Raw genomic sequence first — 17,838 nt, 5'->3', positions numbered from 1 at the left:
AGTGCGGCGTTATCCGGGCCCTCTCTGGGCAATCCGGAATTGCCCTGCCATCCCGGGCAGGCGGCCTATGTAATTTACACCTCCGGCAGTACCGGTCAGCCTAAGGGTGTGCAAATACTCCACCGAGGTGTCGTGTCCATGCTGTCCTGGGCGCAGACACAGATGCCCGCGGGAGATCGCATTAGTATTCTGGCGAGCACCTCGGTGTGTTTTGACCTCTCCGCCTACGAGCTGCTTTTGCCTCTGATCAACGGCGGTCAGTGCTGTGTGATCGACAATATTCTTTCCCTGGAAACCAGTCCCCTGCGCCACCGTGTGACGCTGCTCAATTCCGTGCCCTCGGCGGCCAAAGCCCTGCTGGATCGGGGCGCGTTGCCGGCGACGCTGCGGGCAATCAATCTGGCCGGCGAGCCCCTCAAGCGGGATCTTGTGGACCGGCTTTACGCCTCGACGCAGGTGCGCCAGATCAACGACCTATACGGACCTTCCGAGGACACAACCTATTCGACTCATGCTGTGCGGCATCCTTCAGGCCCAGAAACCATTGGACGTCCCCTGTCGAACACCCAGGCGTATATTCTCGACTCCCACTGCCAGCTGCTCCCTGTCGGCGCAGTTGGTGAGTTGTATCTGTCGGGCGATGGACTCTCTCGCGGCTACCAGGGCAAGGCGGCCATGACCGCCGAAAAATTCCTGCCAAACCCCTTTGATCGTCAGCCGGGTCAGAGAATGTACCGCACCGGCGACCTGGTGCGGTTTCTACCGGCTGAACCTCAATCGGCGCCCAATTTGCAGTATCTCGGGCGGATAGATCATCAGGTTAAGCTGCGTGGGTTTCGTATCGAACTGGGCGAGATTGAGGCTGCATTGCTTGAGCAACAGTCAGTGCGGGAAGCGGTGGTGATCATTGCGGGCGAGACAGATCAGCGCTTCCTCGCGGCCTATGGGGTGATGGATGAACAGGCTTCAGCCGGGGAGGTACTGGCCGCTTTGCGCAAGTGTCTGCCGGCATTTATGGTCCCCCAGGTGTTAATGATCCTTGATGCCCTGCCTTTGACCCCCAATGGCAAGCTGGATCGCAGTGGCTTGCCAAAGCCTGAGATCGATACCCGAAAGGGCCACTATGTTCCGCCCTTAACACCCTCTGAATCCCTGCTTGCTGCCATTTGGTGTGAGGTGCTCAAGCTTGAGCGCGTGGGCCGCGACGACAACTTTTTTGAACTCGGCGGCCACTCTCTGCTCGCCACCCAGGTGATGTCGCGAGTGCGTGAGGTATTCCAGTTTTCCATGGATATTCGCGCGCCATTTGACCACCAAAGCCTTAGTGCACTGGCGGCCCATATCGACAACGCGCGAGACGCCTCTGACAGCATCGACAAGCTCATCGTGGCGGAGAAAAATGGCGGCGTGGTGCCCTTGTCCTTTGCCCAGGAGCGACTGTGGTTCCTCGATCGCATGATGGGTAAAAATGCTGTCTACACCATGCCTTTGGCACTTAGGCTGGAGGGAGCTATCGATCGAGAGGCGCTGGTCGACAGTCTGCAATTGCTGGTGCAAAGACATACCGCTCTGCGTACCCGACTGCAGGTTGACGGCAAGAGTGCGCGACAAGTGGTGGACGAGGCGGTGCCCGCCCTGGCCTTTGAGCACCTCGACAATGTCGCACAGGCTGACTCTACCCGTCTCTGCGAGCGTCTCCACGCCTTCAATCTGGCGCAGGAGACTCTGTGCCGCATTCGCCTATTGGAATACCCCGGGGGCGAGTCTGGCACCAAAACGCAAATGTTACTGCTTGTGACCATGCATCACCTGATTGCCGATGGCTGGTCTTTGGGAATTCTACTGCGTGACTGGAGCGCCCTCTATCGCAGTCTCCGTGAGAAGCGGCCGGCGGCGCTGCCGGCACTGCCCGTGTCCTATGCGGATTACGCCCACTGGCAGCGAGGCAATGCTGGCGGTGAGCGCTGGGCGTCGCAGCTCGATTACTGGCGCAACCAACTGCACGGCCTACCACCGCTTTTAAATCTGCCGACGGACACGCCACGTCCGGCCGAGCAGGATTTTTGTGGAAAAATGCAGGCTTTCCATATTTCTGAGAAGTTGACGGCCGAACTCCGCCAACTGAGCCGTGCCCAGGGTGTCAGCCTATTTATGACGCTGCTGTCCGGTTTTTCCGTATTGCTCGGGCGTTACGCCGGGGAGACGGATATTGCCATTGGCACACCCATCGCCAATCGCACACACAAGGAGACCGAAAACCTCGTTGGCTGCTTCGTCAATACGCTCGTGATGCGCACTAGGCTTACAGACAACCCGAGCTTTGTCGATCTATTGGCCCAGGTACGCGATACTGCCCTTGACGCATACAGACATCAGGATATTCCCTTCGAGCATCTGGTGGAACACATCAACCCGGTTCGCAGTCTGGCCCATGCGCCCCTGTTCCAGGTGATGTTTGCCCTGCAGAACGCACCGCTGGACCCCTTTGACCTGCCTGGGATCGAGGTGGAGGTTCTGGCCCCCGACAACGACGCCGAGGGGGTTTCGCGTTTTGACCTCACGCTGACACTCGAAGAGATGGACGAGGGCTTGAGTGGAGGCATGGAATACCGCACGGATCTGTTTCGTTCAGAGACCATCGAACGCATGCTGGCGCAGTTTCAGGAGTTGCTTGGCAGTCTGGTGTCCGCGCCGCACCTGCCCATCGGGCGGCATCACTACCTGCCCGTCTCGCACCGGGATCGCGACTTGCCCACGGAGCGCAGCGCCTACCGGAAAGAGGGGCACTGGCTTCAAATGCTCGCGACGCGGGTCCTCCAAAGCCCAGAGCGAGTGGCTCTACAGTGCGGTGACCTAAGCCTCGATGAATCTGAATTGTGGCGCCGCAGCAGTACAGTGGCACAGGCGCTGCGACATCGCGGTATTGGCCCCGGTGCCCACTTGGGCATGATACTGGAACCTATGGATGCCGGCCCTGAGCGGCACAAGGCCCTCGCTATCGCCCTCGCTGTATTGCGGGTGGGGAGTTCCCTGGTCGTTTTGGATGCCCGTGCGCCACGACTGCACATGCAGTATTTTCTTGAGCGCTGTGCTCTGTCCCAGTTGTTGGCCGGCACGACTTTAGAGGCAGAAGGGACAGACTTTGGCTGTGGCGTCACCCTGCATACGTTTGCCGATCTTCTCAATGCTGGGGAGGGCACACCTGATAGCGACCAGCTTTGCCCGGTGTCGCTGTCGTCGCCCGCTTGGGGGCTGTGGCGCTTTGAGGAAGGCGCCAGCGGCGCAGGCTCTGCAGCCAGCGAAGATCTGCCCTTTAGAATACTGAGCCATCGCAATCTCAGCTGCCTATTGCAATCGTCCGCTTCGGCGTTCCCCGTCTTGCTCAAAGCTCTGGGAGGAACCTCAACACCGGCGAAAATCCTTCTTAGCGATCTCTATGCTCTGGTGAATGGCAGCGCCCCGGAAAAAATGCATGGAGATCCGCTGCCGCTAGCAGATGCCGGGTCGTCTCTTCCGCGATTGTTGTCGGTGGCGCCGTCCGGCGCCCGTATCACACTGCGCGATCGATGGCGCCAGCTGCCGGGAGAGAATATTACCTCAACCCTGTGTTTAGGTGGTGATCTGTACCCGGGTGGACCGGGTGAAAGTTGCTCCCCACAGCCACTGTTGTATACACAGATAAAGGGACGCTTTACCACTGAAAATGCGATCGAGGTGATGGCCGACGCCCAGGTGCCGGGGCCTTGTACTGAGGAGCAGGCGCCGGGGGCTCCGTCTCACACAACACTCGAGCACTTGCTGCGTGGTGTGCATGGTGTGAGCGAAGCTGTGGCTGTTAGTGCCCAGAGAATGGCCCCCGTATTGGGTTTTGTGGTTGCCGAGGCGATGCTCAAGGATGACGATCAAAAACGCCGTTTCAAAGAGGAGCTTAAGGCCACACTTTTGGAGCAGGCGCGAAAGGGCGGGGGCCCTTTGCCCCATAGGCTGTTGTTGGTCGAGCGTTTGCCGAGGACGGAAAAAGGGGTGGTCGACGAACAGGCGCTGTTGGCACTTGCTTCTGAATCAGAGCCTGTAAGGCGCGTCACGCCACCGCGGACTGAGACGGAAACTGTTTTGTTTGATCTCTGGCGCCGGCAGTTCGGTGCCAGGAAATTTGGCATTGATGACAATTATTTTAACTTGGGTGGCGACTCCATTCGTTCCATTGCACTGGTGGCTGAAGCCAAAGACAAGGGCTATGTGTTTGCGGTGAAAGATCTGTTCGCCCACCCGACCATCAGACAGCTGGCTGCGGCGATTAAGGGCCAAACCTTAAGGGTAGAGCAGCACAATCCGATTGCCCCTTTTGCACTGATCAGCGAAAAAGAGCGGAAGGATATCGAGCGACACTACCGCCAAGAACAGGTCGAGGATGCATTTCCGCTGTCATCCATGCAAGCGGGAATGGTGATGCTGAGTGTGAAGCATCGCGGTCTTCATCTTTATGAAAACATGCAGTATTACGAGTTTCGTCAACCCTGGCGTCAAGCTTGGCTGGAGAGCGTCCTTAATTACCTCGTGCAAAAGCACGCAATGCTAAGAAGTGTGATTTGCCTGTCTCTGGAGAGGCCCCTGCAAATTATTTTGCGTGGCTCTTCGCCACTTATTGATGTTGTTCACATGGAGAAGGGTGAGGCAACTGAGGCCGCACTGCAACAGGCGCTCGATCAAAGACTTGCGCAGGAAAAGGGGCGCGGCATCAATATCGCCAGGGCCCTGTGGCGCTGTTGTGTGCATGTGGTGGATGATCAGCGTTTCGTGCTGGGACTCTTTTTACATCACGCACTTTGGGATGGCTGGAGTCTTGAGAGTTTTGCTGCGGAACTTTATCAGCTCTATGCCAGGCTTTGTAACGGCGAGCCGTTGCCTGAGATTGAGCGTCTGCCGTCTTACAATCAGTTTATCACCCTCGAGCAGGCAGCACTGGCGTCGGAACAACATGCGCGCTACTTCGCCAGACAGCTGGATGGAGCCACTGTTCCCTGGTGGGTGGGTCGGAAAAAATCCCCTGCCCTGAGAATCCCCTGTACCATTGCCGGCCCGGTTCATGCGGCTATTACAGCGCTCGCTCGCGCGGAAGGCGTACAGGAAAAAAGCGTGTGGGCAGCGGCTTACTTAAGCCTGTTGGCGCTGATTAACGGAACTGACGAAATCGCCGCGGCAGTACTGACCCAGGGGCGGCCGGAAATCTGGGGTGGCGATAAAATGATCGGTGTGTTCTTCAATGCACTGCCTGTCAGCCTGCGGGTGTTTGGCATAGGCACCTGGCGCGATCTGGTGCGCAAGGTGGATGCCCTGCTGCGTGCCCAGCACGCCTACCGATATTACCCTCTGGCGGCTGTTCAGCTCGAGACCGGCCTTGATTTTTCCGGCGCCTTATTGAATTACACCAATTGGCATGTTTACCACGAGGGTGCCGAGGCCTTATCGCCCGAAGAAAAAAACAGGGTAGTACCCAATAAAGTTGGCGGTTGGGCCGATACGGATTACTTGTTTTTGTTGGAGGTTATCAAAGACGAGGCCGAAGGGCGGTTCAGCGCTAGCCTATATGCCGATAGCGGAATTTTCCCAGATACGTTCAGCCGCCGCCTTAGCGACTATCTAGCTAATATTATCGAAAAAATGTGTTTGACCCCGGCACAGCGATTAGAAAAAGCTGTGTTGCTTCCCGCTGAGGAAAAAGATCAATTAATCAACTTATTTAATAAAACACAGAGAACGGTCCCCGGACATAATGTGCTTCATCGGGGTTTTGAACAACAGGTTGAACGCGCACCGGAGGCTGTGGCGCTGATCTACCGAAATCAGCACATTACCTATGGGGCCCTGAATGACCGCGCGACGGACCTTGCCAAGACATTGGTCGCTAATGGTGCAGGCCCCAATGATCTCATTGGTATTTGCGTAAAACGTAGCGCAGAGCTTTTGATTGCACAATTGGGGATTTTGAAAGCAGGCGCCGCCTATGTTCCTCTCGATCCGACGTATCCGGCAGCGCGATTAAGCCACATGATTTCTGACAGCGGGCTGCAGCTGGTGGTCACGCACAGTGTGCCGTCGACCCTAACAGCCCTTGTAGGTGTTGACAAAGAACTGCGGGCAAACGGCCAATCGCAAGTCCCTGAAAAAATCTTTGTCGATCGGCTTCTAAAGTTTCCGTCATCGCCCCTTTTGTTGTCGGCATTGCACGAGGACAATCTGGCCTATGTGATTTACACCTCTGGCAGTACCGGCAAACCAAAAGGGGTATCGATCAGTCACAAAAATGCAGTAAATTTCCTCTCTGCAATGATGGAGCGCCCGGGACTTGAGGCGAGGGACAGACTGCTGGCAGTTACCACTTTTGCCTTTGATATTTCCCTCTTGGAATTGCAGTTGCCACTTAACGCAGGTGCCGTGGTGGACATTGCCGAAGATGGCCTGTCCGCCCGCGGGGACGCCCTTGCCGAGAGATTGGCCCGTTGTTGTATCACCGCGCTGCAGGCGACCCCGATTACCTGGAGGCTGTTGCTTGAGAGCGGCTGGACAGGTGATTGCGGAAAAATGCGCGCTCTGGTGGGGGGGGAGGCGCTGCCCGAGGGGTTGGCATCGGACCTCTCCTCGCGTGTGGCAGGCCTTTGGAATATGTACGGCCCGACGGAAACCACTGTCTGGTCAGCGGTGCAGCGGCTAAAGAGTTCGCAGCCGAAAGTGACAATAGGTGCGCCCATCTGCAATACCGAACTGTATGTTCTGGATAGACAGATGGGCTTGTCTCCACTAGGCGTGCCCGGTGAATTATATATTGGTGGAAGGGGCGTCTCGCCGGGGTATTTCTTAAGACCTGCTTTGACAGCTGAAAAATTCTTACCTCATCCATTTTCGAAAACTCCGGGGCAACGGCTTTATCGCAGCGGTGATCTTGTGCGTTACCTGCCGGACGGATCCGGACGTATGGAATTTATCGGCCGCGTGGATCATCAGGTAAAAATCCGTGGATTTCGTATTGAATTGGGTGAAATTGAACGCGTTTTGTCCCGGCACCCGGAGGTGTCCGCGGCGGTGGTCAACCTGCACAGGCAGGAAGTGTCACCGCAGCTTGTGGCCTATGTAGTGCTTTCGAAAGAAGATGTAGAAGAGTTGTCCGCGAACTTGCGCAGCTTTTTAAGTCGGCACCTTCCGGACTATATGGTACCGGCGACCATTATTGAACTGGAGCAGCTGCCCCTCACGGACAACGGAAAAATTGATCGCAAATCGCTGCCTGCACCGTCAAAATCGGACACTGGTACCAGCTACGTGGCACCGGAAAATCCCACAGAGGAAATGCTTGCAGCCATGTGGGGCGAATTGTTGGATAGAAAAGCGGCCGGCCGCTTAGACGATTTTTTCCGCGAAGGCGGTCACTCGCTCCTGGTCACGCGCCTGGCCTCAAAAATCAATGACGCATTCCACACGGCAATCGGCATCGGAGAACTCTTTGAAACGCCGGTGTTGGCGGCACAGGCGGCTCTTATTGCAGAGAAGCAACAGGTGGTGACAGATGACCGTGCCATTGCCAGAGTGTCGCGCCAGCAAAGTCTGCCCCTATCCTATCAACAACAGCGCCTTTGGTTCTTACATCGTTTCATGGGGGCCAATGCCGTTTACAACATACCCGTGGCTTTTCGCTTTGTGGGTGAGTTGGATATATCGCATTTCCTGAGTGCCCTGAAGGCGCTTTATCAGCGGCACGAGGCTTTGAGGACACTTATTGTTGAGGAAGCCATTGATGAAAGTGTTGTTGGAGGAATTGTTGGGCGCGAGCAGGAAGCGTATCAGATAGTGCTGGAAGGCTCGCTGTCAGTCAGGCCTGAACCTATTTCAAATCAAGACGACCTCAGGCGCGCTGTGCTGATAGAGAAGATGCGCCCTTTTGCGCTGGGCGATGAGCCCCTGTGTCGCCTGCGTTTATTTGTCTGCGAATACGACAACAGCAGCGTGTTGATGATGAACCTGCACCACAGTATTGCGGATGGTGCGTCCACCAACATACTGATGCGTGATTTCATTGAACTCTATCGCGAATTCAGTCAGGGCGAGCCTGCCAATCTGCCTGCACTCAGTGTTCAATATGCCGATTATGCCCATTGGCAGCGCAGTTATTTATGTGGCGAGATTCTTGCCACCCAACTTGAGTATTGGCAGGAACAACTTAAGGATCTGCCGCCGACACTGCCATTGCCACTGGATCGGCCGCGTCCGGAGAAACCTTCATATCGTGGTAGTTTCTATCATTTCAATATAGCGCCAGAACTGTACACATTGCTAAAAGTGTTTTCGCAGGAACATCGAGCGACACGGTTTATGACCCTGCTGACGGTTTTTGCTGTCCTTTTGCACCGCTACAGCGGCCAGCGCGATATTGCCGTTGGTACTCCCGTTGCCAACCGCTCTCAAAGTGAGCTTGAGCAGGTGGTGGGATTTTTCGTCAATACACTGGTGATGCGCTGCGAGATCGACAGCCGGCAAAGTTTTACTGAAACCTTGCAGCAGGTAAAAGCAATGGCTATGGGCGCTTATGCCCACCAGGAAACGCCTTTTGAGCAGCTGGTGGAGGCGTTAAACCCAGAGCGAAAGATCAGCCATTCGCCATTGTTTCAGGTGATGTTTTCCCTGCAAAGCGATGTGCCCGATCAACTCAGTCTGCCGGGGTTATCAATTGAAGCGCTGGAGTTCGATGCTGGGGCACAGGAGGAGCCGGGTGTGGCGCGCTACGATCTCTGGCTGACCCTGACGGAAACCTGCGATGGATTGCGCGGAGGCATTGAATTTAGCACCGATATTTTTGATCGCGACACCATTGTGCGCTTTGCCGATCATTTTCAGCGTATTCTGGCTGAGTCGATGCAAGCATCAGATTCGCCGCTCGCCGAGATCCCGTATTTGTCGATAGCGGACCAGCGCATAAGTGACGAACTCTTCGGCCTGGAATCCAATGAAGATACTAATCTTTGCGTTCATCATTGGATCGAATCGACTGTGTGTCAATACCCGGACAGTATTGCCCTGGTAATTCGAAGTAACACCGGCCTACCGGTCGCATTAAGTTTTGCCGAGCTCAACCGGCGGGCGGATAATTTAGCGGGCCTTTTGCGTTGCCAGGGAGTATCCATAGAGTCGCCAGTAGGCGTGTGCATGGAGCGTTCCCTGGAAATGGTGATAGTGATTTTTGCCATTCTCAAATGTGGAGCCTGTTATGTCCCTGTCGACCCAGAGGCGCCAGAGGAAAAAATCCGCTATTTTGTCGAAAACTCGGGGATGCAGCTTTTACTGGTACAACAGACCTTTGATAAGAACACCGGTTTTGCCGATGACCGAGTGCTGCGTGTAGATGCACTGCAAATAAAACGCATGATTGCCACTGGAAAAAAAGTCGTCGATCGTGTCCCCCATGACGCCTTGCGCCCCGATAATGCCTGTTACATTATTTACACCTCGGGATCCACCGGTTGGCCCAAAGGCGTTGTCGGCCTGCATCAAAGCCTGGTCAACCGACTGCGCTGGATGCACCGTGCGGTTGACGGTCAACGTAGCGATATGCTGTGTCAAAAAACCAGCCTGGGATTTGTCGACCATGCGGCAGAAATATTTCAGGCCCTGTGCTTCGGCAACACGCTGTTAATCATGCCGACAGAAACCCTGCAAACACCTCGATTATTTCATCAGGAGATGAATAATTGGCAGGTGAATCGTATTACCCTTGTGCCTTCACTGCTTAACATTCTCGTGGATAGCGGCGAGGTTAATCTCCGCTCCCTACGTGTGCTTATTAGCAGTGGTGAAGCCCTGGATGTGCGGGAGCCCCAAGCATTTTCCAGGGCCTTCCCCAAGGCCCGGCTAGTGAATGTGTATGGGTCGACGGAAGTTGGTGCTGATGTAACGGTACGAGAGATTCGCTTGTTACCTTCCGACAACTTTGTGGAAAGAAATAAAGACTCCGACACTGTTGCTTCGACGGCTATTCCCCAGAAAATCATTCCCCTGACAGCAATAGGAAAGGGCATTGACAACATTCAGGTCTATGTGCTGGATGCGCACTTAAAGCGGGTGCCGCCAGGGGTGATCGGTGAATTGTATATTGGCGGCATTGGCCTTGCCCGTGCCTACCTGGGAGTTGCGGCCCTGAGCGCCCAGAAGTTTATTCCCAATCCATTTTCCAAAGTACCCGGGGCACGCCTTTACCGAACCGGGGATCGGGTGCGTCTGCAGTATGATCACGACGGGGAAGGCGCCTGTCTGGACTATCTTGGTCGGGTCGATAATCAAGTGAAAATTCGAGGAGTCCGCATTGAGCTTGAAGAGATCGAGGCAGTCCTAAAGCGACATGAACATGTGAATCAAGCGGTGGTATTACACCGTATAACCGCGGATGATGACAGCGGGCAACTGGTGGCCTATCTACAACTGGAAGAAGATATTGAAATGCCCTCGCAGGTCTTTCAGGAATATGCACGACGCTTTCTCTCTTCGCACATGGTGCCGGCGGCGTTTGTTGTGCTCGAATCCATGCCATTTACCAGTGGTGGTAAGGTTGATCGTCGATCGCTACCTCCAGTGAAAGAAGCCATTGTGGCTATGGAGTCGGTGCCTCCATCCGGGTTGATTGAGGTTCGCCTCAGTGATATTTGGAAATCCTTACTCAATTGTGAAAGTCTGGGTCGCTTTGATGATTTTTTTGCAATCGGTGGCCACTCCCTAATGGCGGTGAAGCTCGCCTCGCGGGTGCGCAGTGAATTCGCCGTGGAGCTTAGCCTTAAGCAAACTTTCGATTCGCCCGCGCTGCATCAAATGGCGGCCTTTATTACCTCTGAGTTGAAACGTGTTGGTCCGAGTGAACGCTTTATTGAGTCTATGACCAATGAGGAAGCAGAAGAAATCCTGGAGTTGTTCGAAGAGGCCTGATGGGATTAATTCTGCAATTTAAGCTATCCAGTGCCTGCTGTGTAGAGAATCGGGGTGCGCCAATAGAAATATGCCGTGAATTTCCAAATACCAGTTTTCCCCCAACAATCCCACTGGTTAAAGCTTCAGGCGAAGCCGGCCATTCGATATTCCTCAAAGTATTAAACCGCAGCGTATAAATTTTCAGCTAACAGATTAGTTGTGAAGCAAACGAACTATTGGCCTTTGGCAAGTTTATGAACACAGATATAAAAACAGCAAAAGAAAAGCTTCAGTTGATGCTGAAGAAAAATAAGACGGGAGGCGATTCGGAGCCGGAACTTGTGCGCGGTTCTGCTCGCGAAGGGGGTTTGTCCTTTGGGCAGCAGCGCCTGTGGTTTATCAACAACTACATCGGCCCCAATCCTGTGTACAACATGCATCTGGCTTTGCGCTTGCAAGGTGTTGTGGACGAGTGTGCGTTGCAGGAAAGTGTCGAAGCCATCGTAAAACGCCAGGCGTCTTTGCGCACTCGATTCCAGCAAACAAAAAACGAAGTCCAACAGGTGATAGAGCAGGAAGTCCCTTTGCTCTCAATTGAGAAAGTGAAGAATTCCTCTGCAGTTGAAGTCATTCACCGCGAGGAAAAATACTACCCCTTCGACTTAGGAAGCGACCAATTGTGTCGTTTACGACTTCTTAAGGACGAGGAAGGGGGGGCTTATGTAGTGTTGTTGACGCTCCATCACAGTGTTGGCGACGGTGTGTCCCTGGGTATATTTTTAAGCGAGCTGGTTGCTCACTATGGCGCCTTTGTTAAGGGTCTGCCGTCCCCGCTCACTGAGCTTCCTATCCAGTATATTGATTACGCTCGCTGGCAACGGGAAAAAATGCAGGGAAACTCCTTTGGTCGCCAGCTGGAATTTTGGCGGCGACAGTTTGATGGAGTGCCCCCCCTGCTGGAGTTGCCCACGGATCGGCCGAGACCAAAAATTCAAACCTACGAAGGGGGCAGCCTGCCTATACATTTGCCCCGGGAACTCTCTGCACCACTTGAGTCTCTGACCCGTGACCATGGAGTGACGATGTTCATGTGTCTGTTGGCGGCTTTTTCAATTCTGCTACAACGCTATTCCGGCCAGAGGTGTTTTACCATCGGGATTCCTGTAGCAAGTCGCGATCGCGAGGAAATAGAACGCATTATCGGCTTTTTTGCCAATACCCTTGTGATCCGATTTGACGTCGATGAACAGTTGAATTTTGGTCAGTATTTAGCTCGCGTGCGGGAGACTGTACTGCAAAGCTACGCTCACCAGGATTTGCCTTTTGAGCGGCTGGTCGAAGAGATTAATCCGGAGCGCAATCAAGCTTATTCGCCACTGTTTCAGGTCGCCTTTGCCCTGCAGAACTTACATGATGAAAGCGCAAGGCTTCCGGACCTGGATATTGTGCCGCTGGTCTTCGATAACGATAGCCAAGTGGCTGACAGGGAATACTCCCATTTTGATTTAATGTTAAGTCTTCACGAAAGCGACGACAGGGGTATCGTTGGCAGGGTAAGTTACAATACAGGGCTATTTGCTCAGTCGACGATTGAACGTCTGCGCGAACATTTTATTTGCCTATTAACAGATATTGTCGCGCGACCGGAAGTAAATATTGGCGAGCTAAACCTGTTGACTCCGCCAGAGCAAAGTGCATTGGTATGCTATGGTCCCGATACGGATGCACAGGCCCAGGCATCGGCGTGTCAATTGAGTAATGGCACCTCCCCACAAGTTTCAGAGGCCATTGCGCTGCAGGCTCGCCAACGTCCCGACGCCATAGCCGTTATTGACGGCCCGCTGCAGCTTAGTTACCGTGAATTGAGTGACCGCGTAGACAAGCTTGCTGCTTTTATACAGACTCGTCAATTGGGTCCGGAACGATTGGTGGGTTTTAGTGCGACGCGTGGGGTGTCTGCAGTCCTTGCCATGTTAGCCATAATTCGCTCTGGCGCGGCCTATGTGCCTTTGGACCCGGCGACGCCGCCAGACAGGTTGGCGTATTTTATTCGCTGCGCGGAACTGCCATTAATCTTTACTGATGAAGCAAGCGCCGAACCAGTTGCCACTATCGTTGAACGTCTGCCGGCTTCGTCACTAAAACCCGATATTGTGTCTGTGTCCAAAGCCATTCGTAGCGATGAACAGTGGCAGGGCAGTTTTCATCAGCCTGCTTCCGTTGATCAATTGATTTACGTAATTTTTACCTCGGGAAGTACCGGGCGTCCGAAAGCCTCTGGCGTCACCCATGGTGGAATTCGAAATCTAGTTGACTGGTATATCAATTGTGTGGGGATGACCGCATACGACCGCGTATTGGTGGCAAGCTCCATTAATTTCGATTTGACGCAAAAAAATATTTTGGCCACGCTGTCGGTTGGCGCCAGTGTGTATTTGGCCGCCGAGCCTTTTGACCCGACCTCCATAGCGCAGAGTATTCAGTACCGCGGGATTTCGCTGACGAATATGGCGCCGAGCGCATTTCATTCCCTGATCCATCCTTTGGAAAAGCTGCGTCGCCCGATGAAGCATCTGCGGCATATTGTCTTGGGTGGCGAGCCGATTAATCTACCACTGATGTCGCGTCTGTTTCAGTGGCATCCCCATCTTAAAGTGATCAATAGCTACGGTCCCACAGAGTGTAGTGACGTAGTGACGGCCTATCGGTTTGATCACACACATGCAGAGAATATGGATTTCGTTCCCATCGGTCGCGCGATCCCCGGTTTGCGCAGCTATGTTCTCCGCGGAGCTGCCCAGGCGGTGCCCAGAGGGGCAGTGGGTGAGTTATGCCTCGGGGGCGTGGGTGTGTCCAGGGGGTATCTGGGGAACCCGCGGCAAACGGCGGAGAAATTTGTGCCTAATAGGTTCGCCGCATCGCCCGGCGAGCGCCTTTACCGCACAGGGGATTTGGTCAAGGAACTAAAAAGTGGCGATTTGACGTATGTGGGGCGGACGGACGATCAGGTAAAAATGCGCGGGTTTCGCATCGAGCTGTCCGAAATCACCAACACACTGAAACACAGTAAGGGTGTCAACGATGCCGCCGTGCTGGTGAACAAAGTAGAGTCCAGGGAAAAACTTGTGGCCTACGCCTCTGTGGACAAGCAATACGCGCCAGCCTGCTACCGGGCGCTACAAAAAAAACATAAGGTTTCAAATCCTTCTCTGGTTTCCGTGACACTGCCCAACGGGATGGATCTTTACACGCTTAATCAGGCAGAGACGGATTTTTTGTACAACGAAATATTTGTAGATCAGTGTTACGAACAACACGGTATTTCGATTCGCGATGGCGATTGTATTTTCGATGTGGGTGCGAACATTGGTTTTTTCTCTGTGTATTTGGCCACTCGCTACCGGGGTCTGAGCGTGTTTTCCTTTGAGCCAATACAGACTATTTTCGAGCTGTTGCAAGCGAACTGCCATCTCTATGGCGACAATAATCTTTCGCCCTGCCATGTCGGGCTGTCGGAAAAACCCGGTCGCGATCGCTTCGAATTTTATCCCCATCACTCCATCGTTTCAGGGCAGTCGAGCGACGACGAAGCGGTGGTGAATGCTGTGAGGAAGTACCTTGAATTTGGCTTGGAATCAGAGGGCCAGAGTGTCGAGGGGGCATCGGAGCGGCTGGAGGAATTAATTCGTGAACGCCTGCTGAAGGAATCGGTTGAAGTCCGCCTGTCCACGGTGAGCGAGCAGATTCGCCAGCATAATATCCAAGCAATTCAATTACTGAAAATAGATGTCGAACGGCACGAATTCAGCGTCCTTCTCGGTATCGAAGATGAACATTGGGACATGATCCAACAGGTGATACTGGAAGTGCATGATGAAGACGGTGCGCTGGCCCGTGTGCAAGACCTGTTGGAGAAACAGCAATTCCTGGTGCATTGTACCCAGGAAGAGAGTATGCGTAATAATGATATTTACATGGTGTATGCAAGGCGCCCGGTGGTCGCGCGACCAGAGGCGCCCGCAATGACAGCGCCCGCCGATGACAGAATCTGGTTGGGCGTCGGCGCATTTCGAGCCGCCTTGCGGGAGCAGCTAAAAGATGTCCTGCCGGACTATATGTTGCCTGAAAGTGTTGTGTTGCTCGATGAACTGCCGCTGTCGACCAACGGTAAAATCAACCGCCAGGCCCTGCCTGCACCACAGCCCGGGGATTACGAGCACAGTGAATTCGTCGCGCCTTCCACGGAAACCGAGAAACAGATATGTGAAATCTGGTCGGCGTTGTTGCAACGGCAGGCCGAAAGTATAGGCGCCAAGGATAGTTTCTTTAAGCTCGGTGGTCATTCCCTGTTGGCCATGCAGTTCCTTCAGCAAACGGAATCCAAATTTGGCGTGAGTATTGCAGTCAAAACCCTATTTGGCTCTCCTACTTTGCAAGAAATTTCTTCACTTATCGACTATTTGGTCGATTCCTCCCCAGGTATGGGGAATCAGTCGACGATGGAAGAGCTGTTAATTCTATAACCATTGATCAAATCCTCACCTTTCGTCGCCAGCAGGGCGTTGTTCTGCTATCGATTATCTGACTTACTCCCCTTTTAAACGGGGGGAATGCGTCGACAATGGAAGAGCTATTAATTCTATGACCATTGCCCAAATCCTCACCTTTTGTCGCCAGCAGGGCGTTGTTCTGCGCGCGGAAGGGGAACGTTTAAAGGTCTTATCCGAAGCGGGCGCCGACCTGCCTCCCGCACTGGTCAAGGCCTTGCGTGAACACAAAAAGGCCCTTTTGGATGTTTTGCAGAGCCAGGCCCGGACAGGCATTGAAGAAGAGACTATCAAAGTCGTTGAAGATCGCTCAGCACTGCCCCTTTCTTTCGCCCAGGAGCGGCTGTGGTTCTTGCACAAATACCTCGGACCAAACGCCGTTTACAACGTGTTTTTATCCTTGCGGCTTGAATCAGAGTTTGATCGCAGTGCCCTGGAGAAAAGCCTTAATGTAATGCTTGCCCGCCACGAATCACTGCGCACTCGCTTCAAGGAGAACAGGGGTTTGCCGCAGCAGGTGTTTGATCAGGTCAGTATCGATTTACCACTGGAAGAACTGAGCACTCGGGAAGCGCTGCACAATGCCATTGCAGCAGAGCGACGCCGCACGTTTGATTTGTACGAAGATCGGCTGTTTCAGGTGCGGCTGTTGTGTAGCCAAGGCGACGATGGCGCCGTGTTGTTAATTAATATGCACCACATTGTGTCGGACGCCTGGTCCATGGCGGTATTTTTCCGCGAACTTAATCATTGCTACCGGGCCTTGAGTCACGGATGCGAACCCGATTTGGACCCGCTGCCCATTCAGTACGCTGACTTCGCCTGCTGGCAGCGCCACTGGCTGAGCGATGGCGCTATGGAGGCCCAGTTGGCTTTTTGGTGCGCTGAACTCGCGGATTTACCGGCTTTAACGGATCTCCCCACAGATTTTTCGCGTGAAGACACGCAAGGTGGATGCGCGGCCCGACTGGACATATCGTTACCTGCCGCTCTGGTTGAGGGGCTTCAGTGTCTGGGCCAGGCTCACAATGCCACTCTGTTTATGACTTTGCTGTCGGCCTTCGCCACCCTGCTTGCTCGCCTGTCGGGACAGGGTGATATCGCCATCGGCACACCCATCGCCAACCGCCACCACCGGCAAACCCAATCATTGGTCGGCTTTTTTGCCAATACGCTGGTCATTCGCCACCGGCTGGAGCAGGACCCCACAGCTGTGCAATTGCTGGCCGCCACGCGGGAGCGTTGCCTCAGTGCCTACGACCACCAGGATTTGCCCTTCGAAGCCCTGGTGGAGCATCTGGCTCCCGCGCGCAGCCTGCAACATTCACCCCTGTTTCAGGTGATGTTTGCCCTGCAGAATGCACCCATAGATGATGTGGATAGCGGCGACCTGGGCTTGACCCCCTACTTGTCGGAAAGTGGAGGGCCAGAGACAGGAGGCAGTGCACGATTTGACCTTACCTTGAATCTGTACGAGAGCGACACCTGTGTCACTGGCAATATTGAATACAACAGCGACCTGTTCGAGGCCGCCACCATCGCGCGCTGGCTGGATCACTACCAGCGACTGCTGGCGGCCATGGTGGCGTCGCCGGAACAGCGCCTCTCCCAGCTGGTGTTTTTGAGTGAGGCCGAGCAAGGGGCGCTGATGCCCCTTCCCCCACAGGAACCCGGCGCTTTGCTGGCTTCTATCACCGGGCCAATAGCGGACCAGGAGCTTGAGCGGAAAGCGCAGACCCTGGCCCGGGCGGTTGGGAATGAGACTCAGCTCGACCTGGGCCGACCCATCGGCCTGTGTCTGGCCAGTGATGGGGAGCACCTGGCTGCGGCCTTGCTGGGGCTGTGGCGGGCCGGGGCGACAGTGGTCCCCCTGGACGCGAATCTGCCAACCCTGACCCTGCAATATCGTGTTGAGGACAGCGGCCTGGCGGCTATCCTCGGTGACGCTTCGGGCTCAGAGCATCTGGCCGCCTTGAGGGGTGTTCCCGTCCTGGCTCTTGAGTCTTTGCTCTCAACCACACCCGATGCCGAGCAGAGTGTCGGGACGGCCACGACCGAATCCAAACCCACCCAGAAGGCCCTGCGCTATTACCGTGTTAATGGTGCGGCCAGTGGCGAGACGCTGAGCCATGGCACCCTGGCGTGCCTGGCCCGCTGCGAGCGCCGCTGGTGGGGTGAGGGGCTGGATGCTCTCAGCCTGGCCTGCTTGCGGCTGGCGCAGCAGTGGGTGGGCGGTGAGCCCGCCGAGACCCTAAGCCCGGCCATGGGCGCCTGTGTGCTCGACCGGCACGGCCAGTTGGCGGCGCCCGGTGTTGTGGGGGAACTGCACTGGTTGAATGTGGATCTT

The 17,838-nt window shown here is 54.7% G+C and carries 3 protein-coding genes; all 3 read left to right on the top strand.

The window, feature by feature from the left end:
• The first annotated feature begins 39 nt into the window (after window positions 1-39).
• Window positions 40-10,962, top strand: a complete 10,923-nt coding sequence (locus tag ABVT36_RS17280; protein ID WP_368457667.1) for an amino acid adenylation domain-containing protein — start codon at window positions 40-42, stop codon at window positions 10,960-10,962.
• Between the two features lie 236 nt (window positions 10,963-11,198).
• Window positions 11,199-15,467, top strand: a complete 4,269-nt coding sequence (locus ABVT36_RS17275; protein WP_368457666.1) for an amino acid adenylation domain-containing protein — start codon at window positions 11,199-11,201, stop codon at window positions 15,465-15,467.
• Between the two features lie 118 nt (window positions 15,468-15,585).
• Window positions 15,586-17,838, top strand: a 2,253-nt coding sequence (locus ABVT36_RS17270) for a condensation domain-containing protein (RefSeq protein WP_368457665.1), incomplete at its 3' end; no start/stop codon positions are given.

The sequence above is a fragment of the Microbulbifer sp. TYP-18 genome, assembly GCF_040932045.1.
Classification (GTDB): Bacteria; Pseudomonadota; Gammaproteobacteria; order Pseudomonadales; family Cellvibrionaceae; genus Microbulbifer.
The sequence above is the reverse complement of the archived record's forward strand: the minus strand, read 5'-3'. Positions and strand labels throughout refer to the sequence as shown.

What these genes read in the sequence shown, in the direction of transcription:
- ABVT36_RS17275 (WP_368457666.1), top strand. Translation starts at nt 11,199, where the DNA reads ATGAACACAGATATAAAAACAGCAAAAGAAAAGCTTCAGTTGATGCTG.